The sequence below is a fragment of the Streptomyces sp. NPDC028928 genome (assembly GCF_055564915.1).
The window spans coordinates 211400-237018 of record NZ_JBVHVI010000004.1 but is presented as its reverse complement, the minus strand read 5'-3'; the positions used below and the strand labels follow the sequence as shown (position 1 = coordinate 237018).

27 protein-coding genes are annotated in these 25619 nt (G+C 73.5%); 17 read left to right on the top strand and 10 right to left on the bottom strand.

Features of this window, described 5'->3' with window-relative positions:
* Positions 1-66 precede the first annotated feature (66 nt).
* The 4 genes from ACZ4U1_RS12315 to ACZ4U1_RS12300 are packed head-to-tail and all read left to right on the top strand — an operon-like array spanning position 67 to position 3976.
* The gene (locus tag ACZ4U1_RS12315) at positions 67-2481 is read left to right on the top strand and encodes a sensor histidine kinase (protein WP_467902544.1); all 2415 of its coding nucleotides are present in this window, start codon (positions 67-69) and stop codon (positions 2479-2481) included.
* Complete coding sequence (locus ACZ4U1_RS12310; RefSeq protein WP_467902543.1) at positions 2478-2954, top strand: roadblock/LC7 domain-containing protein; 477 nt, start codon at positions 2478-2480, stop codon at positions 2952-2954. Before ACZ4U1_RS12315 ends, ACZ4U1_RS12310 begins: the two co-directional genes overlap by 4 nt.
* A 16-nt stretch (positions 2955-2970) precedes the next feature.
* Positions 2971-3387, top strand: coding sequence for a DUF742 domain-containing protein (locus ACZ4U1_RS12305; RefSeq protein WP_467902541.1), 417 nt, complete (start codon positions 2971-2973; stop codon positions 3385-3387).
* The gene (locus ACZ4U1_RS12300) at positions 3374-3976 is read left to right on the top strand and encodes a GTP-binding protein (protein ID WP_467902540.1); all 603 of its coding nucleotides are present in this window, start codon (positions 3374-3376) and stop codon (positions 3974-3976) included. Before ACZ4U1_RS12305 ends, ACZ4U1_RS12300 begins: the two co-directional genes overlap by 14 nt.
* A gap of 3 nt (positions 3977-3979) precedes the next feature.
* Here the strand turns inward: ACZ4U1_RS12300 and ACZ4U1_RS12295 are convergent, their stop codons facing one another.
* From ACZ4U1_RS12295 to ACZ4U1_RS12260, 8 genes are all read right to left on the bottom strand, one after another.
* The gene (locus ACZ4U1_RS12295) at positions 3980-4648 is read right to left on the bottom strand and encodes an ABC transporter permease (RefSeq protein ID WP_467902538.1); all 669 of its coding nucleotides are present in this window, start codon (positions 4646-4648) and stop codon (positions 3980-3982) included.
* A complete protein-coding gene (locus ACZ4U1_RS12290; RefSeq protein ID WP_467902536.1) occupies positions 4645-5298 on the bottom strand; it encodes an ABC transporter permease in 654 nt (217 codons plus the stop codon). The genes ACZ4U1_RS12295 and ACZ4U1_RS12290 overlap by 4 nt, the downstream gene beginning before the upstream one ends.
* Positions 5295-6428: an ABC transporter ATP-binding protein gene (locus ACZ4U1_RS12285; protein WP_467902534.1), complete on the bottom strand. Its 1134-nt coding sequence runs from the start codon at positions 6426-6428 to the stop codon at positions 5295-5297. Before ACZ4U1_RS12285 ends, ACZ4U1_RS12290 begins: the two co-directional genes overlap by 4 nt.
* Before the next feature lie 259 nt (positions 6429-6687).
* The gene (locus tag ACZ4U1_RS12280) at positions 6688-7983 is read right to left on the bottom strand and encodes a PP2C family protein-serine/threonine phosphatase (protein WP_467902532.1); all 1296 of its coding nucleotides are present in this window, start codon (positions 7981-7983) and stop codon (positions 6688-6690) included.
* Between the two features lie 71 nt (positions 7984-8054).
* On the bottom strand, positions 8055-8462 hold the full coding sequence (msrB, locus tag ACZ4U1_RS12275) for a peptide-methionine (R)-S-oxide reductase MsrB (protein ID WP_467902530.1): 408 nt from the start codon (positions 8460-8462) through the stop codon (positions 8055-8057).
* Between the two features lie 15 nt (positions 8463-8477).
* The gene (gene murC, locus ACZ4U1_RS12270) at positions 8478-9869 is read right to left on the bottom strand and encodes a UDP-N-acetylmuramate--L-alanine ligase (RefSeq protein ID WP_467902528.1); all 1392 of its coding nucleotides are present in this window, start codon (positions 9867-9869) and stop codon (positions 8478-8480) included.
* A 131-nt stretch (positions 9870-10000) separates the two neighbouring features.
* Positions 10001-10474 (bottom strand): indole-3-glycerol phosphate synthase, encoded by a 474-nt coding sequence (locus ACZ4U1_RS12265; RefSeq protein WP_467902526.1) that lies wholly within the window; start codon positions 10472-10474, stop codon positions 10001-10003.
* Between the two features lie 127 nt (positions 10475-10601).
* On the bottom strand, positions 10602-11441 hold the full coding sequence (locus ACZ4U1_RS12260; RefSeq protein WP_467902525.1) for a pyrimidine reductase family protein: 840 nt from the start codon (positions 11439-11441) through the stop codon (positions 10602-10604).
* Between the two features lie 37 nt (positions 11442-11478).
* Between ACZ4U1_RS12260 and zapE the strand changes: the two genes are divergently transcribed.
* From zapE to ACZ4U1_RS12215, 9 genes are all read left to right on the top strand, one after another.
* The gene (zapE, locus tag ACZ4U1_RS12255) at positions 11479-12582 is read left to right on the top strand and encodes a cell division protein ZapE (protein ID WP_467902523.1); all 1104 of its coding nucleotides are present in this window, start codon (positions 11479-11481) and stop codon (positions 12580-12582) included.
* Positions 12583-12788: 206 nt separating this feature from the next.
* On the top strand, positions 12789-13187 hold the full coding sequence (locus ACZ4U1_RS12250) for a hypothetical protein (protein WP_467902522.1): 399 nt from the start codon (positions 12789-12791) through the stop codon (positions 13185-13187).
* A gap of 82 nt (positions 13188-13269) precedes the next feature.
* On the top strand, positions 13270-13848 hold the full coding sequence (locus ACZ4U1_RS12245; protein ID WP_467902520.1) for a carbonic anhydrase: 579 nt from the start codon (positions 13270-13272) through the stop codon (positions 13846-13848).
* A gap of 8 nt (positions 13849-13856) precedes the next feature.
* A complete protein-coding gene (locus ACZ4U1_RS12240) occupies positions 13857-15335 on the top strand; it encodes a SulP family inorganic anion transporter (RefSeq protein WP_467902519.1) in 1479 nt (492 codons plus the stop codon).
* 104 nt (positions 15336-15439) lie between these two features.
* Entirely contained in the window at positions 15440-16264 is an 825-nt protein-coding gene (locus ACZ4U1_RS12235) for a slipin family protein (protein WP_467902517.1), read from the top strand.
* A 32-nt stretch (positions 16265-16296) separates the two neighbouring features.
* Entirely contained in the window at positions 16297-17166 is an 870-nt protein-coding gene (locus ACZ4U1_RS12230; RefSeq protein WP_467902515.1) for a PPK2 family polyphosphate kinase, read from the top strand.
* Positions 17167-17233: 67 nt separating this feature from the next.
* Positions 17234-18757: an FAD-dependent oxidoreductase gene (locus tag ACZ4U1_RS12225; protein WP_467902513.1), complete on the top strand. Its 1524-nt coding sequence runs from the start codon at positions 17234-17236 to the stop codon at positions 18755-18757.
* Between the two features lie 87 nt (positions 18758-18844).
* Positions 18845-19690: a polysaccharide deacetylase family protein gene (locus tag ACZ4U1_RS12220; RefSeq protein WP_467902512.1), complete on the top strand. Its 846-nt coding sequence runs from the start codon at positions 18845-18847 to the stop codon at positions 19688-19690.
* 18 nt (positions 19691-19708) lie between these two features.
* On the top strand, positions 19709-19891 hold the full coding sequence (locus ACZ4U1_RS12215) for a hypothetical protein (protein WP_103811580.1): 183 nt from the start codon (positions 19709-19711) through the stop codon (positions 19889-19891).
* Here the strand turns inward: ACZ4U1_RS12215 and ACZ4U1_RS12210 are convergent.
* Both ACZ4U1_RS12210 and ACZ4U1_RS12205 read right to left on the bottom strand, forming a co-directional pair.
* Complete coding sequence (locus ACZ4U1_RS12210) at positions 19883-20554, bottom strand: ABC transporter (protein WP_467902510.1); 672 nt, start codon at positions 20552-20554, stop codon at positions 19883-19885. The two genes, ACZ4U1_RS12215 and ACZ4U1_RS12210, sit on opposite strands and share 9 nt — an antisense overlap.
* Positions 20551-21435, bottom strand: coding sequence for an ABC transporter ATP-binding protein (locus ACZ4U1_RS12205; protein ID WP_467902509.1), 885 nt, complete (start codon positions 21433-21435; stop codon positions 20551-20553). The genes ACZ4U1_RS12210 and ACZ4U1_RS12205 overlap by 4 nt, the downstream gene beginning before the upstream one ends.
* A gap of 233 nt (positions 21436-21668) precedes the next feature.
* On the opposite strand from ACZ4U1_RS12205, the gene ACZ4U1_RS12200 reads away from it, so the two are divergent.
* The 4 genes from ACZ4U1_RS12200 (at position 21669) to ACZ4U1_RS12185 (ending at position 25575) form a co-directional block, all read left to right on the top strand.
* Positions 21669-22388, top strand: a complete 720-nt coding sequence (locus tag ACZ4U1_RS12200; protein ID WP_467902508.1) for a peptidyl-tRNA hydrolase — start codon at positions 21669-21671, stop codon at positions 22386-22388.
* A gap of 158 nt (positions 22389-22546) precedes the next feature.
* The gene (locus ACZ4U1_RS12195) at positions 22547-23875 is read left to right on the top strand and encodes an MbnB/TglH/ChrH family RiPP precursor modification enzyme (protein WP_467902507.1); all 1329 of its coding nucleotides are present in this window, start codon (positions 22547-22549) and stop codon (positions 23873-23875) included.
* Positions 23876-23945: 70 nt separating this feature from the next.
* A complete protein-coding gene (locus ACZ4U1_RS12190; protein WP_467902505.1) occupies positions 23946-24695 on the top strand; it encodes a DUF4142 domain-containing protein in 750 nt (249 codons plus the stop codon).
* Positions 24696-24795: 100 nt separating this feature from the next.
* Positions 24796-25575 (top strand): TIGR04222 domain-containing membrane protein, encoded by a 780-nt coding sequence (locus ACZ4U1_RS12185; RefSeq protein WP_467902503.1) that lies wholly within the window; start codon positions 24796-24798, stop codon positions 25573-25575.
* Positions 25576-25619: the final 44 nt, after the last annotated feature.

Below are 25619 nucleotides of genomic sequence, written 5' to 3'. Positions count from 1 at the left end.
GGCCCTCGTGTCCGGGAGTTCGGGAGTGATGTCTCCCCCGGACCAGACACCCACGAAGGAGGCCCGGTGTCCACGAACGAGGTGGACGCACCTGCCCGCCACACACCCGCGCGGAACGGCACACGGGCGGCGTTCGCCGACCGCTGGCCCTTCCGGCGCAAGCTCAACCTCCTCGTCGGCATCCCCCTCGCGGTCATCGCGGCCCTGCTGGCGTACCTCTTCACCGATCTGGTGCGGCAGTCGTCCAGCGCGGCCTCCGCGGCCCGGCTGGTGCGGGACAGCGCGCAGGTGGCACGGCTGGTGGACCGGGTGGAGGCCGAGCACCAGCAGGCCATCCTGCTCTCGACGCGCCACGAGTCCGGCGACGCGCGTCCGTCGGCGTCCGCCTACCGAGCGGCACAGCGCGCCGTCGACTCCCAGGTGACCAAGGTGCGCGAGACCTTCGGCGACCGGCTGCCGGAGAGCGAGGCGCAGGCCCTGCGCGGGGTCGAGGGCCTCACCAGCCTGCGCGCCTCGGTGGAGCGGTCGTACCTGCCCGCCGACAACATCGACCCGGCCTACGCGGGCGCCGCCCAGAGCCTGATCGACGGCCTCGGCCTCGACCGCGACGCCGACCTCGCCGACACCTTCACCGGCAGCCTGCTGGACTCCCTGCTGCGCGCCGACGCCGCCCACGGCGCCTTCGAGACCAATGTGTTCGCCGCCACCACGGGCGACACCAACGCGCTGATCGAGTTCACCAACGCGGTCGGCGCCCACGACCTCTACACCCACCAGGCCGCACGCTTCGGCCGGTTCGCCACCGAAGCGCAGGCCCAACGGTTCTCCGGCATCGAACACACCCAGGCCCAGCGGGAGATCGCCGACGCGTACGCGGAACTGCAGGTCGGCATCGGCCGGTCGCAGACGGACGACCAGGCGCAGCTGCGGCGGGCGGTGCGGGACGCGCTGGCCGGCTACCCCGCCTACCCCGAACAGGCCGCCGCCCGGCTGAAGATCACCACCGCGCTCATCGGCCAGATCGCCGACCGGGCCGACGGTGCCGCCGACACCGCCCGCCGACGGGCCGCACTGCTGCTGAGCGGCACGCTGATCGCCTTCGCGCTGTGGATCGCCTTCGCGGTCCTGGTGCGCCGCTCGGTGGTCCGGCCCGTGCAGGCGCTCACCGGAGCGGCGCGGGAGGTCGCCGAGGTGGCGGGGCGCGAACTGGCCCGGGTGGCCGACGACGACGCCGAGGACGACGGACCGCCCCGGCTGCGGGAGATGCCGGTCACCGCCCGCGACGAGATCGGAGACCTCGCGGAGGCCTTCAACCGCGTGCAGACGACAGCCGCCGCGCTGCTGGAACGCCAGGTGCTCAGCCGCCGCAACACCGCCGAGATGTTCGGCAACGTCGGCCGCCGCGTCAGCAACCTGACCACCCGCCAGCTCGCGCTGATCGACGCCGTGGAGCGCGGGGAGACCGACCCGGCGCTGCTGGAACGGCTGTACTCCATCGACCACATCGCCGTACGACTGCGCCGCAACGCCGACAGCCTGATGCTGCTGGCCGGCATCCGCGAGACCGTGCTGGACGCGGGGCCGACGGCGCTGTCCACCGTCGTCCGGGCCGCGCTCGGGCAGATCGAGGGCTATCAGCGGGTACGGCTGTACGCCGCGTCGGACGCCCTGGTCGAACCGGACGTCATCGGCGACCTCACCCTGATGACGGCCGAACTCCTGGAGAACGCGGTGTCGTTCTCGCCGCAGGACAGCCCCGTCGAGGTCACCGTCCGCTCGGGCGCCGAGGGCACGCACATCGTGGTCACCGACCACGGCCTCGGCATGAGCGGCGAGCGGCTCGCCGAGGAGAACGCCCGGCTGATCCGCCGGGAACGCCTGGACCTGGTGCCGACGAAGGTGCTCGGCCTGTTCGTCGTGGGTGCGCTGGCGCGCCGCTGGGAGATCGGGGTCGAACTGACCCGGACGCCGGGCGGCGGGGTGACGGCGGAGGTGACACTGCCGGCCTCGCTGCTGGTGACACCGAGCGCGGGCACGGGAACCCCGGCCACCGCGACACCAGCACTCGCACGGGCACCGGCACCGGCACCGGCTAAGGCGTCAGGACCGGTACCGTCCCGGGGCGCCCGCGCGGAACACGGCGGCGGCCCCCTGCCCCGCCGCGTCCCCCGCCGCGCACCGGACGAGACCCACGCACCGGACGAGACCCAGCCCTCCGGACCCGCACCCTCCGGCACCGGACGCCCGCTCCGCCGCCGCGTCCGAGGGGCCACGCTCCGGACCACCGCCGGTGCCGCGCCGACCGTGCCGAAGACCGTACGACCGCTGGACGCGGAAGCCGTCCGCAGCGAGCTGGAGGAGTTCGAGGCGGCGGTGGAGCGTGCCCGGCGCGACGCCGGCACGGGCACCTCCACCCGCCCGGACGACTTCAGCGACAGCACCAGCACCGGACCCACCTCCCGGAAGGAGCCCGAGCAGTGAGCACCTCGACAGGTGACAGCCCGACGGGCGGCACCCCGCCGACCGACCTGCGGGCCGCCGCGGCCGACTTCACCTGGCTGCTGAACCGCTTCGCGACCGAGACCGCCGGTGTCGTGGACGCGATCGCCGTGTCCTCGGACGGCCTGCTGATCGCGGTGTCCGAGCTGCGCGAGCAAGCCGACTCCGAGCGGCTCGCGGCGATCGTGTCCGGCATCACCAGCCTGGCCGCGGGCGCCTCCGGCAACTACGGCCTGGGCGGGCTGAACAAGGTCATCATCGACCTGGAGGGCGGGCACGTCATCGTCTCCGCGATCGGCAGCGGCGCCGTGCTCGGCGTCGTCACCGACAAGGAGGCGAAGCTCGGCAACATCGCCTACGAGATGACGCTGTTCGCCAACCGCGCCGGTGCCGCGCTCAGCCCGCAACTCGTGCTGGAGCTGAAGAACAGCGTCGGCGCGGCGACGGCCCGCTGAGAAGGAGAGACCTCCCATGGCGGACGGCACCGCGCCGCCGGGCCCGGACCCGGTCGGCCCCGCCCCCGCCGTACGGCCGTACCTGGTCACCGCCGGCCGGGTCGCGGACGCCGCCTCCGGCCGGGCGCTGCCCGTGGAGACCCAGGTGGTGGCGACCGCCGACGGTCTCGACGCGCTCGGCGGGCTCTCCTTCGAGCAGCACGACATCGTCGCCGCCTGCCGGCTGCCGCAGTCCCTCGCGGAACTCGCGGCCCGGCTGCGGCTGCACCTGAACGTGGTCCGCGTCCTGGCCGAGGACCTGCGCGAGGAGGGCCTGCTGGCGGTGTACGTGCCGGACGCCGAGGCCACCCACGACGCGTCCGTCCTGCGCCGGGTCATCGATGGCCTGCGGGCCGTCCCCGACTCCCGAGAGGTACCGAGTGACACCGACTGAACCGCTCCCGGCCCGGGGCCCGGCCGCGCCGGCGGCCGTGCGGCCGCCGCTGCCGGTGAAGATGGTGATCGCGGGCGGTTTCGGCGTGGGCAAGACCACGGCCGTCGGCGCGATCTCGGAGATCGAGCCGCTGACGACGGAGGCGTCGATCACCGAGGTCGCGGCCGGCGTGGACGACCTCACGCACACCCCGCGCAAGACCACGACGACCGTCGCGATGGACTTCGGCTGCCTCACCATCGACCCGACGCTGAAGCTGTACCTGTTCGGCACGCCCGGACAGGAGCGGTTCGGGTTCATGTGGGACGACATCGTGGAGGGCGCGGTCGGCGGGCTCGTCATCGTCGACTCCCGCCGGCTGGACGACTGCTACGCGGCCGTCGACTACTTCGAGCACAAGGGCATCCCGTTCGCGGTGGCGGTGAACGCCTTCGACGGAAGGGTCGAGCACTCGCTGCAGGAGGTCCGCTGGGCGCTGGACGTCTCCGCCGGGGTGCCGGTCGTGGTGTTCGACGCCCGGGAGCGCGGCTCGGTGCGGGACGCGCTGCTCGTCGTACTCGAACTCGCCCTGGCCCGCTCCGAGTCGTAGGCCTCAGCCGCTGCGGCGCACCCCCGGTGACACCGTGAGCCGGGACGCCGCCCAGAACACGGCGAGGGTCACGAGGGCGAGGCCGGCGACGAGGGTGGCGCCGCCGACGACCTTCTCGTAGTTCTTCTGGTAGAGGCCGTCGATGATGTAGCGGCCGAGGCCGCCGAGGCTGACGTAGGCGGCGATGGTGGCGGTGGAGACGATCTGGATGGCCGCCGTGCGCAGGCCGCTGAGGATCAGCGGGAGCGCGACCGGCACTTCCACCTGGAGCAGCACGCGTGCCTCGGGCATCCCCATGCCCCGGGCCGCGTCCACCGGGGAGGGGTCGACGGAGCGGATCGCCTCGTAGGTGGTGACCAGGATCGGCGGTACGGCGAGGACCACCAGCGGGATCATCACCGGGAGCAGTCCGAAGCCGATCCAGATGAACATCAGCACCAGCAGGCCGAAGCTGGGCAGGGCCCGGCCGGCGGTGGCGACGAGGGCGAGCGCGTTGCCGCCGCGCCCGGTGTGGCCGGTGAGCAGGCCGACGGGCAGCCCGATCGCGGCGGCGATCAGGAGGGCTTGCAGGGAGTACGTGACGTGCTCGGTGAACCGGGTGGGGATGCCGTCGTAGCCGTGCCAGTGGGTGCTGTCGCTGAAGAAGGCGTGTGCGAAGTCCAGGACGTTCACCGGGTGGTCCCCTTCCGCGGCATCCAGGGGGTGAGGAGGAGGCGGACGAGGACCAGCACGGCGTCGGCGAGGATGCCCAGCACCGCGATGGTCAGCACCGAGTTCACGGCCAGGGCGGGCCGGTGGTAGGTCTGGGCGTCGTAGAGCATGTTGCCGAGGGCGCCCTGGTTGCCGATGAGCATGCCGACGCTGACCAGGGAGATGCTGGAGACGGTGGCCACCCGCAGGCCGGCGATGATCGCGGGTACGGCGATGGGCAACTGCACCTGGAAGTACCGGCGTACGGGCCCGAAGCCCATGGCCTGGGCGGCGGCCAGGGTCTCCGGCGGCACCGAGCGGACGCCGTCCACGATCGCCGGGACCAGCACCACCAGGCTGTAGAGCGCGAGCGGGATCATCACGGTCGTCTCGCTCTGCCCAAAGTAGTCGATGAGCACGACGAAGAAGGCGAGGGAGGGGATGGCGTAGAGGACGGTGGTGATGCCGAGGACGGGCGGGTAGATCCAGCGGAAGCGTACGCACAACTGGGCCACGGGCAGCGAGACGATGAGCCCGGCCAGCACCGGCAGCAGGGCCTCGCGCAGGTGCAGCCCGACGAGACCGAGGTAGCTGTGCTGGAGGTCGCTCGGGAGGTCGAAGAAGCCGTTCATCGCCCGGCCTTCGCATCGGTCCGCGCGGCCACCCTGCTGTGGGCGGCCCGGATCGCCTCGCCGATGACCTGCTGGGACACGACGCCGACAGCGCGTCCCTCGCCGTCCACGGCCACGGCCCACCCGGTCGGTGAGAGCACGGCGCCGTCGAGCGCGGTGCGCAGCGAGTCGGTGCCGGGCACGAACGTCCGCCCGAAGTCCAGCAGCCGGCCGGGGTCGATGGCGCCGGCGGTGAGCCGGTCCGGCTCGCTCCAGCCGAGGGGCCTGCCGTCGAGGTCGGTGACGAGGAGGAAGGGGGCCGCCGAGGCCCGGGAGGCGAGGCGGCCGGCGTCGGCGTCGATCGCGACGATGGGCGCGGTCTGCAACTCCAGGCCGGCGGAGGGGAAGAAGGAGAGCCGGCGGATGCCGCGGTCGGCGCCGAGGAAGTCCTCCACGAAGGAGTCGGCGGGGGCGCTGAGCAGTTCGGCGGGCGGGGCGAACTGGGCGAGCCGGCCGCCGGTGCGCAGCACGGCGACCTTCGTGCCCAGCTTGATCGCCTCGTCGATGTCGTGCGTGACGAAGACGATGGTCTTGCCCAGCTCGTCCTGGATGCGCAGGAGTTCGTCCTGGAGTCCCTTGCGGACGACGGGGTCGACGGCGGAGAACGGCTCGTCCATCAGCAGCACCGGCGGGTCCGCGGCGAGTGCGCGGGCCACGCCGACGCGCTGCTGCTGGCCGCCGGAGAGCTGGTACGGGTACCGCTTGGCCAGGGCGGTGTCGAGCCCGACCCGTTCCATCAGCTCGGCGGCCCGGGCGCGGGCCTTCTGCTTGCTCCAGCCGAGCAGGCGGGGCACGGTGGCGATGTTGTCGAGGATGGTGCGGTGCTGGAAGAGACCGGCGTTCTGGATGACGTAACCCATCGACCGGCGCAGGGAGTTGACCGGCTGCTGCCGGATGTCGTGGCCGTCGAGGAGGATGCTGCCCTCGCTGGGTTCCACCATCCGGTTGATCATCCGCAGGGTCGTCGTCTTGCCGCAGCCGGAGGGCCCGACGAGGACGGTGATCGCGCGGTCCGGTATCTCCAGCGACAGCCGGTCGACCGCCACCGTGCCGTCCGGGTACCGCTTCGTGACTGCATCTATCCGTATCAAAACGCCGCGTACCCTTCGGGCCGACCGATCCTGGGCTGGTGCGGGGAGAGTCTAGACCGCGAGTGTTTCCGTACTTTGGCGGGAGCGAACCGCTGGACCAGCGGTCACCTTGAGGATCAGGGCGACCGGTGCTGCTCGCCGACGCGCCGGCCGGGCCGTACGAGCGGGCCCTCCGGGGCAGTTGGCCGCGTCCGCTGCACCCGCCGGCCCCGCCGGCTCACCGAGCGCCGGCGGCGCGCCCGCCTCCCCGGCACCGCCTTCAACCGCCCCCCGCACCCCCCGCACCCGCCTGCACCGCAGCCCCCTGTCGGGTGTGCGGGCGGGCCGCGAGGACGGCTACGTCGTCTTCGGCGTGGCGGGCGTCGAGGTGGGTGAGGATGGTGTCCAGGACGGTGTCGAGGGCGTCGCCCGCGGTGAAGCGCAGGGCGGCCAGGCGGGCGAGGGAGCGGTCGATGTCCTCGCCCCGGCGTTCCACGAGCCCGTCGGTGAACAGCACGAGGGTCTCGCCGGGCGCCAGCCGGTGGGTGGCCGACTCGTAGCCGCCTAGTCCGGTGCCCAGCGGCGGCCCGACCGGCACGGACAGCACCCCGGTGGCACCGTCCCGGCCGATGAGCACGGGCGGCAGATGCCCGGCGCCGGCCACGGTGACCTGGCCCCGGCCGGGATCGACGCGGGCGAGCAGACAGGTGGCGGGTCTGCGGTCGTCCTCCCCGGCGGCGATGCCGTCCATCTGCCGCAGCACCCGGTGCGGGGGCAGGTCGGCGGCGGCGATGTAGCGCAGGGAGGAGCGGTAGGCGCTCATGTCGACGGCGGATTCCAGACCGTGCCCCATGACGTCACCGACGACGAGCAGGGTCCGTCCGAAGTGCAGCCGGACGGTCTCGCACCAGTCGCCGCCGACCAGGGCGCTGTGGCCCACCGGCAGATAGCGGATGGCGATGTCCAGGTTGGGGTGCGGCCGGCCGGGCTCGGCGAGCAGCGCGCGCTGCAGATCGCCGGCGGTCCGGCTGACCTGCGCGTGGGCGCGGGCGTGCCGCAGGTGGGAGGCGGCGCGTTCGGCGAGCAGGGCGAGCAGCTCGGCCTCGGCGCGGCGCAGCGGCTGCCCGGGCCGCGCCCACACCAGGACCCCGTAACTCTCGTCCCCGCTGGTCAGCGGGGTGGACAGGGCGGCTCCGGAGCGGGCGGCACCGGTGTGCTCCAGCCAGGGGTCGGGGCCCGCGCCGACGGCCGGTACGTCCGTCTCCCGGGCCGTGGCGGCGGCCCACCGGACGTCGGGCAGCAGTGCGGCGTCCCCGGCGATCGCCTCGTACCCGGCGGCGCCGTCGCCGGTGCGGCGCAGCACGGCGGCTGCTCCGTCGGCCAGCCGTACGGCGGTCCGGGTCAGCTCGGTGCAGGTGGTGGCCGCGTCGAGGGTCGTACCGATCCCGGCCAGGGCCTCGCGCAGCGCACTCAGCGGCGCGGCGGCCTGTTCGGCCTCGCCGGGGCCGTCGCCATCCGGCCGGGGGCCGGCGACGGCGGGCAGGGGCCTGCGACGGGACCGGATCCACCGCGCCACACCCAACACCCTCACAGGGTCTCAAACCGGGACGACCGGGGCACCAGCCCCGGCCACACCACGGATGAGGCTCAGCCCTCCACGGGGGTCAGCCGCAGGGAGATGGAGTTGATGCAGTATCGCTGGTCGGTGGGGGTCGGGTAGCCCTCGCCCGCGAAGACGTGCCCCAGGTGGGAGCCGCAGCGGGCGCACCGCACCTCGGTGCGGACCATCCCGTGGGAGCGGTCCTCGACCAGTTCCACGGCGTCGGTGTCCTTCGGGTCGTAGAAGGACGGCCAGCCGCAGTGCGACTCGAACTTGGTCTCGGAGGTGAACAGCTCGGCGCCACAGGCCCGGCAGGAGTACACGCCCTTGGTCTTGGTGTCGGTGTACTCACCGGTGAAGGCCGGCTCGGTGGCGGCCTGGCGCAGCACGGCGTACTCGGCCGGGTTCAGCTCCGCGCGCCACTGCTCGTCCGGCTTCTCGACGTCGTACGACATCAGTTCTCAGCCCCTTTACTGCGACAGGCGGTCCAGGATCAGCGGGCCCAGGTCGGTCACGTCGCCCGCGCCCATGGTGAGAACGAGATCACCGGGCTTGGCCATTCCCGCGATCACCGCGGGGATCTCCGCCTTGTCGTGCACGGCGGTGACGTCGGCGCCGGCCGCGCGCGCGGCCTCGATGATCAGCTCGCTGGTCACGCCGGGGATCGGGTCCTCGCGGGCCGGGTAGATGTCCAGGACCACCGAGGCGTCGGCGAGGGCGAGGGCCTGTCCCATCTCCTTGCCCAGCTCCTGGGTGCGGGAGAAGAGGTGCGGCTGGAAGACGACGAGGATGCGGGCGTCACCGGCGGCGGCGCGCATGGCCTCCAGGTCGGCGGTCATCTCGGTCGGGTGGTGGGCGTAGGAGTCGATCACCTGGACGCCGGAGGCCTCGCCCTTGAGCTGGAGGCGCCGCTTGACGCCGGTGTAGGCGGCGAGCGCGGGGGCCAGCTCGGCGGCCGGGATGCCGAGGGCGGCGCCGGCGGTGAGCGCGGCGACGGCGTTCAGGGCGTAGTGCCGGCCGGGCACGGAGACGGCGAAGGTCAGCTCCTGTCCGTCCAGTACCACGGTGACCTGGCTCTTCAGCCCCTGCGGGACGATCGACAGTACGCGTACGTCCGCGTCGGCGGCCTCGCCGTAGGTCACCACCCGCACATCGCACGCGGTGACGCGCCGGGTCAGCTCCCGGGCACCCTCGTGGTCCGCCGACACCACCAGGGTGCCACCCTCGGTGATCCGGTCCACGAACGTCTCGAAGGACTCGTAGATCTCGTCGATGGAGGCGTAGTTGGCGTGGTGGTCCAGCTCGACGTTGAGGACGATGGCGACCTCGGGCGCGTACTTGTGGAAGCTGCGGTCCGATTCGTCGGCCTCGGCGACGAAGATGTCGCCCTCGCCGTGCAGCGCGTTGGAGCCGGGCGCGTCCAGGTCGCCGCCGATGGCGTACGACGGCCGCAGGCCCAGCTCGGTCAGCGAGACGGCCAGCATGGAGGTGGTGGTGGTCTTGCCGTGGGTGCCGGCCACGGCGATCGGCCGCAGCCCCTCCATCAGCGCGGCCAGCGCGTCGGAGCGGTGCACCACCGGAATGCCCAGCTCGGCGGCGCGGACCAGCTCCGGGTTGTCCTGGCGGATCGCCGACGACACGACGACACAGCTCGCGTCGTCGGCGAGGTGCCCGGCGGCGTGCCCGATGTGCACGGTCGCGCCCAGCGCCCGCAGCGCCTCGGCGGTCGCCGACTCCTTGGCGTCACTGCCGGCCACCCTGGCCCCGCGCTGCGTGAGGATCTTGGCGATCCCCGACATCCCGGCGCCGCCGATGCCGATGAAGTGCGGTCGGTCCATGGCGGTAGGAAGGCCGGGTGCCATGCGTTTCTCCCCAGAGACGGTACGAGCTAGAGCAGGCCTAGCCTATGCGCTCAGGCACCGGTCACCCTGCAAGGGGCGCGGGGCAGCCGACTCCGCGAACGCACCGGCACGCCGAACGGCCCGGCGAGCGTCTACTCCTTGCTGTGGGAGAACAGCTTCAGCACGGGAACGCCGACCTTGTGCCGCGCCCGGGACGCCCAGTCCCGGTGGAAGAACTCCTCCACGTAGTGGGGATCCGTCAGCACGATCACCTCGTCCGCGTCCACCTCGGCCACCAGCGCCTTCAGCGCGTCCAGCGGATGGTCCTCGACCAGCCGCCCCTCCGCCGCGCTCCCCGCGGACCGCAACGCCTGGAGCGACACGTCGAGGGCCTGCTGCCCCATGCTCCGCGCCTCCTGCCCCTCCGGCGTCTCCCCCTCGCGCACCGCCTCGTCGAGTTCGCCGAGCGCGATGTCGTCGATGGCCCGCAGCAGCCGGTCCGCCTGCTCGCCGCGCGGCTGGAGCAGCACGTGGAAGGAGACGGGCTCGTCTCCGTGCAAGGTGGTGACGAACTCCACGTCGGCGGACGTCAGGGCCTTCTCGATCATCAGAACGCTTGTGAACACCAGGCGCCTCTTCTCCTTAGAGGGCCCGGCAGGGCCCCTGCGGAAACCATCCTTCCCCGTGATCGCACGGGTACTGCCGGTCTAAGTCTGCCCACCGGAAGCTAAGCGGAACGGTAGATTCCGCTGTTTAGGGCCGACGGTAGCGACTGAACAGAAATCCGTCCTCCTCCAGCAGCGACACGAGTTCGAACCGGTGCGGAACGGCGACCGACGGCCCCCCGGCGATGCGCTGGGCGCTCCCCGCGGTGAGCGTCGGCGAAACGGTCAGGCACAGCTCGTCCAGCACGTCGGCGGCGATCAGCTGGCCGAGCAGCCGGGGGCCGCCCTCGGTGAGCAGCCGGGTGTGCCCGAGGTCGGCCAGGGCCTGGACCGCGCGGGCCGGCTCCACGCCCATGCCCGCTCCGGCGACCAGCACCCGGGCGCCGGCCTTCTCGGCGGCGGCGACCCGGTCGGGGGCGGCCGCGGCCCCGGTCAGGATCAGCGTGGGCACCAGGGGCGAGGTGAACAGCGGCAGCGTGAAGTCCAGCTCCAGGCTCGCGGTGACGATCGCGATCGCCGGGACCGGGCCCTGCCCCGCGGCCTCGCGGGCCCCGGCGAACTCGGCACGCGCGCGTGCGGGGCGGTACCCCTCCTGCCGTACCGTTTCCGCGCCCACCACCACGACGTCCGCGAGCGCCCGGAGGGTGCCGAAGATCCGCATGTCGGTGGCGCTGGAGATGGGCTGGGAGCGGCCCTCGTGCTGGGCGGCGCCGTCGAGTGAGGAGACCATGTTGGCCCGCAGCCACGGACGGGGTGCGCCGGGGGCGGGCTCCGGGTAGGCGTAGGCGGCGGCCAGCTCGGCGAGGCTCCACTCGCGGTTCCCGCCGGGCGCCCGAGCCGCACCGGCACCGCCGGCCTCCTCCCCTTCCGGGCCCCCGCCGAGGGCCTGGGCTGCTGTCTCTTCGGTCACAGGGAACAGGCGTCGCATGCCGTGCAGTGTGACACGGCGCTTAGCATGAGGAACTGTGTCGTCCTCCACCGCCGCCCCCGGATCCAGCCCTCTGCCGGAAGCCGGCCCCCTGTCCCTGTGCGCCCGTCAGCCGCACGTCCCCGCGGACCGGCTGGTCGCCGAGATGGTGCCGCCCCCGCGCTTCGACTCGGTCCGCTTCGCCACGTACATCCCGGACCCGAACCAGCCCAGCCAGACCGAGGCCGTCCGGGTGCTGGAGGGCTTCGCGGCCGGGCTCGGCGGAGCGCAGGCCCCGGGCAACGGCAAGCGCGGCCTGTTCGGTTTCGGCCGGGCCAAGGCGCCCAAGACCCCGGCGGGCCCGCGCGGGGTGTACCTGGACGGCGGCTACGGCGTCGGCAAGACCCATCTGCTCGCCTCCCTGTGGCACGCGGCCCCGGCCGAGCCCTCGCGCAAGGCGTTCGGCACCTTCGTGGAGCTGACCAACCTGGTCGGCGCCCTCGGCTTCCAGCAGACCGTGCGGACCCTGTCCGGGCACAGCCTGCTGTGCATCGACGAGTTCGAGCTGGACGACCCGGGCGACACGGTCCTCGTGTCGACCCTGCTCGGCAAGCTGGTCGAGGCGGGCGTGGCGCTCGCCGCCACCTCCAACACGCTCCCCGGCAAGCTGGGCGAGGGCCGCTTCGCCGCGGCCGACTTCCTGCGCGAGATCCAGGGCCTGTCCGCCCACTTCCGCACCCTGCGCATCGACGGTGAGGACTACCGTCACCGCGGCCTGCCCGAGGCCCCGGCGCCCTTCTCCGACGAGGAGGTCATGAAGACGGCCTTCGCCACCGAGGGCGCCTCGCTGGACGACTTCCCGCACCTGCTGGAGCACCTGGCCCGGGTCCACCCGAGCCGGTACGGCGCTCTGACCGACGGGGTGCGGGCGGTGTGCCTGACCGGCGTGCAGCCTGTACCGGACCAGTCGACGGCGCTGCGCCTGGTGGTGCTCGCGGACCGGCTCTACGACCGTGAGGTCCCGGTGCTGGCCTCGGGGCTGCCGTTCGACAGGCTGTTCAGCGAGGAGATGCTGAACGGCGGCTACCGCAAGAAGTACTTCCGCGCGATATCCCGGCTCACCGCGCTGGCCCGGGACGCCAAGGGGCTGGTCGGCGCCTGACCGTCATCACGGGCGTCCAATATCCGATCAAACCCCGCGGGTCAAGGGCGGGTTCACGCCACCTCACCCGCACTTTTCACGCTCTCTTCGGCGCGTAACGTTCAGTTAACCCTGCAAAAGACTTTGCAGGGTTAACGTGTTTCTTGACCATCCATTGACCAACCCTTGGTCTGGACAAGAAACGTGAACGCAAGGGAGGGAGGCTCATGTTCCGAGGTACGACGGCCAGGGCCCTGCTCGCCCTCCTCGGCATGACCCTGCTCGCGTTCCAGCTCTTCACGTCCACCGGAACCTTCGCGTCCGCGCACACACATGGTCAGGCGTGGGCCAAGACTGAGACCGGAATCATTCCGTCCGCGCAGCAGCCGGTCCGGGACGGAGCGGAGCAGGCCCGCGCCTCGGGCCGCCCGGGTGAACCCGCGGGCGTCCCGCACGTGCGCGACCGGCAACGCTGCCCGTCGTCCGGCTGCTGCCAGGAACGCGCCCTCATACCGGGCCGGGCGGCCGCCGCGGACCCGTCGGAAGCCTCCGACGCCCGGCGCCCGCGCACTCCGAGAGCCTCCAGAGCCCACACCCCGGCAGCGCTTCAGGTCTTCCGCTGCTGACAGCCGGCCGCTCTCTTCGCCCCCCACAACCGTTGTGCACGTCCGACGCGCCAGGCAGGCGCGCCAGGAGGAACTCACACATATGCAGCCCCTCATCGACAACGCCCGTACCTTCGGACAGCGCCCTGAGGAGTTCGCCAAGCTCGCCGAAGGCCAGTCCCCGCAGGTGCTGTTCATCACCTGCTCCGATTCCCGGGTCGTCCCGGCCCTGATCACGGGCGCCCGCCCCGGCGAGCTGTTCGAGCTGCGCACCGCGGGCAACATCGTCCCGCCCTACACCTCCGAGCACCCCACCAGCGAGGCCGCCACCATCGAGTACGCCGTCGAGGTGCTCGGCGTCCGCGACATCATCGTCTGCGGCCACTCGCACTGCGGCGCCGTCGGCGCTCTCGTGCGCGGGGACGACCTGAACGCCGTGCCCGCCGTGCGCGACTGGCTGGCCTCGGCCACCCCGCGTCCGGCCGGCGCGGCCGAGGACCCGGAGGTCGCCGAGGGCGTGCAGAGCCATGCCCTGACCCAGCTGCTGCGACTGCGCTCGTACCCCTGCGTCGAACGGAAGCTGGCGGAGGGTCAGCTGACGCTGCACGCCTGGTACTACGAGGTGCACACCGGCGCCGTACGGGCGCACCGCCCGCAGACCGACACCTTCGAGGCCCTGTGAGTGCGCCGATGACCGAAAACCGCACCCTCATATCCCGTTTCCCCTATCTGAAGGAGGACTTCGCCGCCTCCCTCGTCGTCTTCCTGGTCGCCGTGCCGCTGTGCGTGGGCGTGTCCGTCGCCTCCGGGGCCCCGGCCGAACTCGGCCTGGTCACCGGCATCGTGGGCGGCCTCGTCACCGGGCTGATGCGCGGCAGCAGCCTGCAGGTGTCGGGCCCGGCGGCCGGCATGACCGTGCTCGTCTTCGAGGCGGTCAAGGAGTTCGGTCTGCCGGTGCTCGGCGTGATCGTGCTCGCCGCGGGCGTCCTCCAGGTGGCCATGGGCCTGCTGCGGCTGGGCCGTTACTTCCGCGCCATCTCCGTCTCCGTCGTGGAGGGGATGCTGGCCGGTATCGGCCTGGTGATCATCGCCGGGCAGCTCTACCCGGCGATGGCGACGAAGGCGCCCGACTCCGGTCTGGACAAGATCTTCGGGGTGCCCGGCGCGTTCGTGGACGCCCTCGGCGACACCGGCGCCCTGGCCTCGCTCGCGGTGACCGCGGGCACGATCGCGGTGCTGCTGCTGTGGAAGCACACCCCGGCGAAGGTGCGCGCGGTGCCCGGCCCGCTCGCCGCGGTCGGGCTGGCCACGCTGGCCGCGTTCGCGCTGGACCTGCCCGTGGCCACGGTCGAGGTCAAGGGCCTGCTCGGCGCGATCCAGCCGCCGCCGCTGAGCGCCTTCGGCGAGCTGGCCGGTCTCGGGCTGCTGGGCACGGTCGTCGCGTTCACCCTGATCGCGTCCGCCGAGTCGCTGTTCAGCGCGGCGGCCGTGGACCGGCTGCACTCCGGGCCGCGCACCCAGTACAACAAGGAACTCCTCGCCCAGGGCGTCGGCAACATGGTGTGCGGGGTGCTCGGCGCGCTGCCGATGACCGCGGTGATCGTGCGCAGCGCGGCCAACGTCCAGGCCGGCGCCCGGACGAAGGCCTCCCGGGTGCTGCACGGCGCCTGGCTGCTGCTGTTCGCGGCGCTGCTGCCCGACGTGCTCGCCTACATCCCGATCCCGGCCCTCGCGGGCATCCTGATCCACGCGGGCGCCAAGCTGGTCCCGGTCCGGTCGCTCGCCGGACTGTGGCGCGAGCACCGCGGGGAGGCGTTCGTCCTCGCCGCCACCGCCGTCTCGATCGTGGCGGTCAGCATGTTCGAGGGCGTGCTCATCGGTCTCGCGCTGGCGGTGGTGAAGACCGCCTGGGAGGCCTCTCACGTCAAGCTGGACGTCGTGGACAAGGGCGCGGGCCCGATCGAGGCGCACCTGTCGGGGAACGCCACCTTCCTGCGCCTGCCGAAGATCCTGGACAGCCTGGAGTCGCTGCCCCAGGACCGCCCGGTCCGGCTCGACCTCTCCGGGCTGCACCACCTGGACCACGCCTGCCGTACGGCCCTGGAGAACTGGGCCGCACGGCACAGCACGGCCGGCACGGAGCCGGTGAAGCTGGTCACCGCGGCCTGAACCTCCGCCTGTGGGGCCGGGGCGCCGAGAGGTCTCGGCATCCCGGCCCCACAGGCCTATCGTGGCAACATCAGACAAACCGGCCTCTGTGTGAGGAGGTCACCATGGTCGAGGACCTTGTGGTGGCCCTTGCGGCGGCGGGCTCCGCCGGCGCGGTGTACCTGGCAGCGGCGGTACGGGTGGTCAAGCAGTACGAACGGGGTGTGCTGTTCCGGCTCGGCCGGGTGGCCGGTGACGTACGGACTCCGGGCCTGAACCTGATCATTCCCTTCGTGGACCGGCTGCAGAAGGTCAACATGCAGATCGTGACGCTGCCGATCCCGGCACAGGAGGGCATCACCCGGGACAACGTCACCGTCCGGGTGGACGCGGTGGTCTACTTCCGGGTGGTCGACGCGACGAGCGCCCTGGTGAAGGTGGAGGACTACAAGTTCGCGGTGTCGCAGATGGCGCAGACCTCCCTCAGGTCGATCATCGGCAAGAGCGATCTGGACGACCTGCTCTCCAACCGCGAGAAGCTCAACCAGGGCCTGGAGCTGATGATCGACAGTCCGGCGGTGGGCTGGGGCATCCAGGTCGACCGGGTCGAGATCAAGGACGTGTCCCTGCCGGACACCATGAAGCGGTCGATGGCCCGCCAGGCCGAGGCGGACCGCGAGCGCCGGGCCCGGATCATCAACGCGGACGCCGAACTCCAGGCCTCCAGGAAACTCGCCGAGGCCGCCCAGCAGATGGCCGACACACCCGCCGCGCTCCAGCTGCGGCTGCTGCAGACGGTGATGGCGGTGGCGGCCGAGAAGAACTCCACCCTGGTCCTGCCCATCCCGGTGGAGCTGCTGCACTTCCTGGAGCGGGGCGGGCAGCCGGCGCTCCCCGAGACGGGCCGGCAGCCGGAGCCGCACACCGACGGCGGACCGCATCCCGGCTGACGTACACCTGTAACCGGACGGAAGGAGCGCCCGTGCCGAAGAAGCCGGCCAGGAAGCACGGGAAGACACTTCGGGACCTGCTGCGGCTCCCGCCGGGCGAGCGGATCGAGCTGTCCGGGTACGACACCCGGGCCACCCCCGGCGCCCCGGACGGCAAGCAGGCGGCGCGGGCGGACGCGGACCGCACGGGCAAGCGCCTGGCCGGACTCCAGGAGCGGCTCTGGGCGGCGGGCACCGCCGGCGACCACCGCCGGGTGCTGCTGGTGCTCCAGGGCATGGACACCAGCGGCAAGGGCGGCACGGTCAAGCATGTGATCGGCCAGCTCAACCCGTCGGGCTGCCGGATCACGGCGTTCAAGGCGCCCACCGAGGAGGAGCGGCGCCACGACTTCCTGTGGCGGGTGCGGCGCGCGCTGCCGGAGCCCGGGGAGATCGGCATCTTCGACCGCTCGCACTACGAGGACGTCCTCGTCGCCCGGGTCCGGCATCTCGCCCGGCCCGCCGAGATCGGCAGCCGGTACGGCCTGATCAACGACCTCGAACGCGCCCTCGCCGACGACGGTGTCACCCTCGTCAAGTGCTTCCTGCACATCTCCTACGACGAGCAGCGGCGCCGGTTGCTGCGCCGCCTCGACCGCCCCGACAAGCACTGGAAGTTCGACCCCCGGGACATCGACGAACGCGCCCTGTGGCCCGCCTACCAGGAGGCCTACGAGCTGGCCCTGGAGCGCTGCGCGGCACCGTACGCGCCCTGGTACCTGGTCCCGGCGGACCGCAAGTGGTACCGCAACTGGGCGATCAGCCGGCTGCTGCTGGAGCAGCTGCGCGAGCTGGACCCGCGGTATCCGCAGGCCGGCTTCGACGTGGCGGAGTGCCGGGAACGGCTGCTGAGGGCGACGTGAGCGGGGCGGCCCGGGGCCCGGCCGCGGAAGCGGACGTGAGCCGGGCGGCCCGGGGTACCCGGCGGGCATGCGCGAACACCGGAAGGTCACCGACTCGTACTGGCTGGAGACGGCCCCCGGGCCGGCCCATCCCGCCCTGGACGGGGACATCGACGTGGACGTGGCCGTGGTCGGCGCGGGCATGGCCGGGCTGAGCACCGCTCACGAGCTGGCCCGCCGGGGGCGGCGGGTGGCGGTGCTGGAGGCCGGCCGGGCCGCGGGCGGGGTCACCGGCTACACCACCGCGAAGCTGACCGCCCAGCACACCCTGGTCTACGACCGGCTCCGGCGCACCCGGGGCCCCGAGGGAGCGCGGCTGTACGCCCGTTCGCAGACGGAGGCGATCGAGCACGCGGCGGCGCTGGTGGCCGAGCTGGGGATCGACTGTGACTGGGAGACCCGGGACGCCTACACCTACGTACGGGACCGGTCGCGGGTGGGCGAGGTGCGCGCGGAGGCGGACGCCGCGCGGCAGGCGGGGCTGCCGGCCACGTTCACCACGGAGACCGGGCTGCCGTTCCCGGTGGCGGGTGCCGTCCGGGTGACCGGGCAGGCGCAGTTCCACCCGGTCAGGTACCTGCGGGCGCTCACCGCCGACCTGCTCACGCACGGCGGCCAGGTGTACGAGCGGACGCGGGTCACCGGGCTGACGGAGGGCGAGCCGTGCCGGCTGACGACCGAGGCCGGCGCCACGGTGACCGCCCGGGACGTCGTGGTCGCCACCCACTACCCGGTGTTCGACCGGGCCCTGCTGTTCACCCGGCTGTCCCCGCGCCGCGAACTGGTCGTGGCCGGACCGCTGGGCGACGGCCCGGACCCCGGCGGCATGTACATCACCCCGGACGAGAACACCCGGTCGGTGCGTACAGCGCCCTACGGCGCGGACGGGCAGCGGCTGCTCGTGGTCACCGGCGAGCACTTCACGCCCGGCACCGGCGATCCGCAGGCCGCCTTCGACCGGCTCGCCGCCTGGGCGGAGGTGCACTTCCCCGGGGTGACCCTGGATCACGCCTGGGCCACCCAGGACAACGAGTCCACGGACACGGTCCCGCTGGTCGGTCCCCTGCACCCGGGCACCCGGCACGCCTATGTGATCACCGGCTTCGGCGGCTGGGGCCTGAGCGGCGGCATCATGGCCGGGCTGCTGCTGACGGCGCTGATCACCGGGCGGGACTGCGTGTGGCGGGAGCTGTACGACCCGCGCCGGCTGAAGTCGGTGGTGCGTGAGGCGCCGTCGCTGCTGAAGACCCAGGCGGAGGTGGCCCGGCACTTCGTCGGCGACCGGCTGAAGCCGCCGGCCTCGGTGGAGGGGATCGCCCCGGGCGACGGTGCGGTGGTCCGCTCCGGCGGGAACCGGCTCGCGGTCCACCGCGACGAGGAGGGCACGCTGCACGCCCTGTCGGCCCGCTGTACCCACCTGGGCTGTCTGGTCTCCTTCAACCGCGCCGAGCGCGCCTGGGAGTGCCCCTGCCACGGCTCGCGCTTCGCGGTCGACGGCTCGGTGATCCAGGGTCCTGCGGTGAAACCGCTGGAGCGCCACGAGCTGGAGTGACGGGCGAGGGCGCCGCCCGGGTGACTGTACCGCCACGCCACGAGCCATATCACCATACAAACCGACATTCCGCCCTACGTTCGTACGGTGATCCCACGAGTACGCCGTATCACCGCACTCTGCGCACTGGCCGCGGCTCTCACCGCCTGCGGCTCCGAGGCCGGGGACCGCCCGGCCCCGGCCGCGTCCCCCGCCTCCGCGTCCCCCACGTCCACCCGTCCGCCCGTATTGGCGCCGGGTCCCGACGGACTGACCCCGGTCTTCGAGCACGGCCCGCGCACCCGGGGCAAGACGGTCGCACTCACCTTCGACGCCGACATGACCGCCGACCAGGGCCCCCGCGCGGCCTCCGGCGAGCACTTCGACAACCCCGGCCTGATCGGCGCCCTGCGCGCGCTGAAGGTGCCGGCGACCGTCTTCATGACCGGCCGGTGGGCCGACCAGTACCCGGCCGAGGCCCGCGACCTGGGCCGCGACCCGCAGTTCGAGGTGGCCAACCACTCCTGGAGCCACTACGCGTTCACCGCCGACTGCTACGGCCTGCCGACCGTCGAGGCCGGCCGGATGCGGGAGGACGTGCAGCGGGCCTACACCTCGCTCCGCAAGGCGGGCGTGCCGAATCCGATGCCGTACTTCCGTTTCCCCGGCGGCTGCTACGACCAGCGGGCGCTGCGCGCGCTCAGCGGGCTCGGTGTGACCGCGGTGCAGTGGGACGTGGTGAGCGGTGACGCGTTCGCCACGGACGCCGACGCGGTGGTCAAGCAGGTGCTCGACGGGGTGAAACCCGGGTCGGTGGTCGTCATGCACTGCACCCGCAGCGCCGCCCCGACCACCGAGCGGGTCGTCCGCACGGTCGTACCGGAACTGCGTGGGCGCGGCTACCGGTTCGTGAAGGTCTCCGAGCTGATCGGCCGGACGGGCACCGGCCGCTGACCGCCCTACGCTGGGGGTATGAGCGACGAGGACTACTGCACGATCGTCGAGACGGTGAAACCGGCGAAGGCCGACGGACCGCCGTACGCGGAGTGCGTGCTGTGCCGGGAGCCGACGGAGTACCCGGAGTCGTACAAGGGCATCACGCTGTGCCCGGTCTGCGAGTGGCAGGAGGCGCAGCGCACCGCCTGCTCAGGGTGAGCGGCGCGCGCTGAGCCGGGCCGCCGCGGCGAAGGCGGCCGCGGCGAGCAGGGCCGCGCCGGCCAGCGGCAGCAGCGGCAGCGGCGTCCGGCCGGTCTGCGAGCCGGTGACCAGGCCGCTGACGGCCGCCTGCGCCGGGGATCCGGCCAGCACCAGCGCGAGCAGCGCGCCGAGCAGCATCGCCGGCACCGCGCGCCCGGTGGAGCGCAGCACCGGCCGGTTGGTGAGCGCGCCGACGGCCGTACCGAGCAGGGCGCAGGCGAGCGCGGCCGGCAGCCCGGCGGCGAGGGCGCGCAGCGGGGGCACGGGGAACCGGTGGCCGTTGCCGGCCGGGGCGCTGATCAGCGTCACCACCACGGTGGCCGCCACCCCGAGCAGCACCGCCGCGAGCAGCGCGGTCAGCAGGCAGGCGAGGTGCGCCCGGGCGGGGCCGCGGGCGGCGGCGACGCAGGCCCGGGCGGCGGGCGGCTCAGCGGTGACACAGATCCGGACCAGCCAGGCCGAGACCGGCAGCAGGGCCGCGGTCGTGTAGCCGAGCGAGTCCAGGACCGGCTGGCCGCTCTGCACACCGACGCCCAGGAAGGCGGCGTACAGGATCACCGGGGGCAGCCAGCGCTGGGAACGCAGCAGCAGGGCGGCCTGGTAGCGCAGGAGTGCGGTCATGAGCGGCTTTCGGGGTCGGAGGAGGGTGCGTCGGCGCCGGTGGGTTCGACGCGGGCCACGTGCCAGGGCGGGCGCGCCGTGAGCAGGGCGCGCAGCAGGACGTCGGAGTGGGAGGCGGGGACGGCCAGCCGGTGCCGGCCGGGGGCCGTCTCCTCGGCGGTGACGGCGGTGCGCACCGCCTCCGGCGGCAGCGACGCGCCCGCCGGCCCCTCCGCGACGACGACGGTGACCGGCCCGTGCGCCGTACCGCCGCCGCTGTCGGTACGACGTCGCAGGCCGCCGTCGATCACCGTGTACGTCGCGTCCGGCGCCCCGGCGAGCCGGCGCGGGTCGTGGTCCACGAAGACCACGGCGCCCCCGGCGGCCGTCCGCTCGGCCACCGCCCGCTCCAGCTCGGCCCGGGCCGCCGTGTCGAGGCCGGTCCACGCCTCGTCCAGCACCAGCAGCTCCGGATCGCCGAGCAGGGCCTGGGCGACGGCGACCTTCTGGCTGCTGCCCTTGGACAGCCGCGCCATCGGCGTCCTGGCGTACGCGTCGGCGCCGAACCGCTCCAGCCAGGTGAGCGCGGCGCGGGCGGCGGTCTCCCGGCTCAGGCCGTGGACGGTGCCGAGGTGGGTCAGATAGCCGGCCGCCGTGAAGGGCAGGGCGGACGGGAACCGCTCGGGCACGTAGGCCGTGCGCGGGCGGCCGGTGATCCGGCCCTCGGTGGGCGCGTCGAGCCGGGCGAGCAGCCGGAGCAGCGTGGACTTCCCGGTGCCGTTCGCCCCTTCGATCCGGGTGAGGGTGCCGGGCGCGATGGCGAGGTCGACGCCTCGCAGCACCCAGGGGCCGCGGATGCCGTAGCGGCGGCCCACGGCGGTCAGACGCAGGTCACGGTGCATGGGGGCCATTCTGGTGGAGTGGGACTGGGCTCAGCGGTGCATCTCGCGTCAGCGGCCATGCACCACTCCAGGACGGCAGCTCCAGCTCGGTCTCGCACATCTCGACCTGCCGCAGCCCTTCAGTGGATCAAGAGGGGCGAACATATCCAGCCGGTTCATCGGCGTCGCCGGAATTTCCGCCGTGCGGTCCGCGCGTTGATCGGCCCGCCGGCGACTTCGTAGGCTGGGCTCCCGTGAGCCACGATCCAGCCCCCTCCAGTGACAGCCCCTTCCGGACCGCACACGATCCCCGGGACGAGGCGCCCCAGGTCGTGCTGCCGCTCGTCGTACGGATAGAGCGCAGCGCCCCGCCCGCCCGTACCGACGCGCTGGAGACGGCCGCCCGGGCCGTCCTCGTGCTGCTCGGTGACGACCGGGCACGGGGTGACGGTGAGTGGGCCGAGGCGGTGCGCGACTGGGAGGACGCCCGGATCCGGAAGGTGGTCCGGCGGGCCCGCGGCGCCGAGTGGCGGCGCGCCGAGGCGCTGCCCGGGGTCACGGTGACCGGCAAGTCCGCCGAGGTCCGGGTCTTCCCGCCGATCCCGCTGGACGGCTGGCCGAAGGACCTGGCGAAGCTCCAGGTGTCCGGCACCGAGCTGGACGACCCCGAGCCGCCGCTCCCCGCCGACCCGGCCGACGGGCCGGTGCTCTGGCTCAACCCCGACCTGGACATGTCGGCCGGCAAGGCCATGGCCCAGGCGGGTCACGGCGCACAACTGGCCTGGTGGGCCCTTTCGGACACGGCCCGCACCGCCTGGCGCGACACGGGCTACGCCCTCACCGTCCGCACGGCCGCCCCGGCCGACTGGACCCGCCTGACGACCAGCGGCCTGCCCGTGGTCCGGGACGCGGGCTTCACGGAGATCGCCCCGGGCTCGTGCACGGTGGTCGCGGACCACCCGGCCCTGCGCTAGCCGCTGCCGCCTCTCCCCGGGATGCGGGAGGAGCTGACCGGCCGGAAGCTCAAATGTTGCTCTGAACACGACATGGACGGGGTTCGGGGCCGTCCGCCGGGGCCATACCCCCGTCACTCGACGCGCGAGCAGGATGCCGAGGACGAGGGGGACAAGCCATGCGGCGACTGGGCACGGGGATCGGCTGGCGGCCGGAGATCGCGGACGCCGTGGAGGAGATGCCGGGCATCGACTGGGTGGAGGTCGTGGCGGAGAACGTCTGCCCCGGTCACCTCCCCGAGTCGCTGCTGCGGCTGCGCGAGCGCGGGGTGACGGTGATCCCGCACGGCGTCTCCCTCGGCCTCGGCGGCGCGGACCACCCCGACGAGGGGCGGCTGACGGCGCTCGCCGAGCGGGCGGAGGCCCTCGGGGCACCGCTGGTCACCGAGCACATCGCCTTCGTCCGGGCGGGCGGCGCGCTCACCGCCTCCCCGCGTCTGGAGGCCGGCCATCTGCTGCCCGTACCGCGCACCCGGGACGCCCTGGACGTGCTGTGCGAGAACGTCCGGATCGCCCAGGAGGCGCTGCCGGTGCCGCTGGCCCTGGAGAACATCGCCGCGCTGTTCTCCTGGCCGGACGAGGAGCTGACCGAGGGGCAGTTCCTGTCCGAGCTGGTCGAGCGGACCGGCGTACGGCTGCTGATCGACGTCGCCAACCTGCACACTAACCACGTCAACCGGGGCGAGGACCCGGCCGAGGCGCTGGCCGCGCTGCCCCTGGAGGCGATCGCCTACGTCCACGTCGCGGGCGGCTTCGAGCGCGACGGCGTCTGGCACGACAGCCACGCGCACCCGGTGCCGCGTCCGGTGCTCGACATCCTCGCCGGCCTCGCCGCCCGGGTGGAGCCGCCCGGGGTGCTCCTGGAGCGGGACGAGAACTTCCCGGAACCGGCCGAGCTGGAGCGGGAGTTGGCGGCCGTCCGGGGTGCTGTGACCGCCGGCCGGGCGCGCGCGGCACGGGGTACGGCGGCCGGGGGTACGGCGATGGCGGGCGCCGCCGGTGCCGGGGCCGGGGGTGTGGGGGTCCTGGTACGGCCGGTGGCCGGTGCGCGGGAGCGGGTCGGGGTGGCGCAGACCGCCGTGCTGTCGGCGCTGGTGGCGGGAACGCCGGTGCCGGAGGGGTTCGACCGGGTGCGGATGGGGGTGCAGGCGCGGGCGCTCGCGGCGAAGCGGGCGGGTGTGGTGGCGAAGGTGGCGCCCGAGCTGCCGGTGATTCTTGGGGCGGGGTACCGGGAGGCGTTCGCGGAGTACGCCCGGCAGCGGCCGATGCGCGGCGGATACCGGCAGGACGCGCTGGACTTCGCCGGGCACCTGCTGAAGCTGGGGCGGCCGGCGGACGCGGGGGTGCGGCGGGAGCTGCGCGACTGGTGGCTGGACCGGTCCGGCCCGGCGCCTCGGAAGCGGGGGCTCCTGGCGCGGGCACTGCGACGGCCGCGCGGCTACGAGTAGAGCGCCCGGACGGGGGGTGCGGCGCCTGCCAGTAATATGCCAACCCCGCACCCCCTCCCGAGCAGGCACCATGCGACCGCGAACCCCGATCAACGGCCGAGGCATATTCAGCGGCACCGGACTCGTCATCATCGCCCTCGCGGCCACGGTCGTCGCGCTGCTCGTCCCGCTGTGGTCGTACGCCGACCGGCAGGACCCGGCGAGCGCGAGCGTGCTGAGCGCGCGGACGGTGACGACGCCGTACGGCCCGTTGTCCGAGCAGGACCGGGACTTCGTCACCAAGGTCCGGCTGGCCGGGCTGTGGGAGCTGCCCGCCGGAGAGCTGGCGCAGCGCAAGGGGACCACGCCGGCGGTCCGCACGGCCGGACGGCACCTCGTCGACGGCCACACCTCCCTGGACGCGCACGTCCGGACCGTCGCCACCCAGCTCGGCCTGACCCTGCCCAACGAGCCGAACGAGCAGCAGAAGCAGTGGCTCGCCACCCTGGACGCGGCGCAGGGCCAGGACTTCGACCGCCAGTTCGCCCACCTGCTGCGGCTGGCGCACGGCCGGGTGTTCTCCCTGGTCGCGCAGGTCCGGGCCGGCACCCAGAACTCCCTGGTCCGTGATCTCGCCGACAACGCCAACGCGACGGTCCTGGACCACATCAAGGTCCTGGAGGCGACGGGGTACGTCGACTTCGCCGCGCTGGCCAGGGAGCTGGCGGCCTCCGCCGGCCCGGTGCCGACCCCGCCGGAGGTCGAGCCGGGCGCCGCCGTACCGGTCGCGCCGTCGCCGGGCGACACGTATTCCCTGCCGCCGGCGACGAGCAGTCCCTGACCGGCCGCCCGGGAAACGGAACGTCACATCCCGGCAACACTCCGTCCGGATCGTGAACAGGGCATGGCGTTCTCGCAGGCCGCTGGCATAGAAACACGTCATGTTCTGGGTCCTTCTCCTACTCCTGGCCTGGGCTTTCGCCGGTACGGCCTGTACCCGGCTGTGCCTGGCGGCCGTTCGCGCGGCAGCCGTGGACGCGCGTGACGCGACGGCGGACGGGGAGCGCGATCTGACGCTGTACGAGGCGGCCTTCCTCTCCGGCGGCCCGGCCCGGGTCGCCGATGTGACCTTGGTCTCCATGGCCCGCCAGCGCCGGCTGCTGCTCGCGCACACCGGCTGGGCCACGGTCGTGGACCCGCAGGGCCGCGACGAGATCGAGCGGTCCGTCATAGGGGCCATAGGGCCCGAGGGTCAGTCGCGGATCGCGCCCGTACGGGCGCGGGCGGCCGGCGCGGAGGCCGTGCGCCGGCTGGCGGACAGGCTGGTGCGCGCCGGTCTCGCGGTACCCGAGGGCGCGGGGACGACCGTGGGGGCCGCCGTCCGGCGGGTCCGGGCCGCCGCGGTGGCCGTGACGGCGCTGGGCGTGACCGCGCTGCTGCTGCCCGTCCAGACGGGTACACCGCGCCTGCTGGTGGCCGCGTGGTTCGCCCTGCCCCTCATACTGGCGCTGAGCTGCCTGGCCATCGCCCGGTTCGAGGTGCACCCGTACTCGCGCTGGGCCTCGCCGGCCGGGCAGCGGCTGCTGAGCGCGCTGGCCGGCGAGCCGGCCGGTGACGAGCGGTCGTTCCTCACCTCCGTCGCCGTCCGCGGCATCCGCGCCATCGGCGAACCGGAGCTGCGCGCGGCCTTCACCCACCGCGACCAGCCCTGGCGGGAGTGAAGGCACCCTCGGGGGCGCACAGGGGGCATTGGGGCCGACACCGG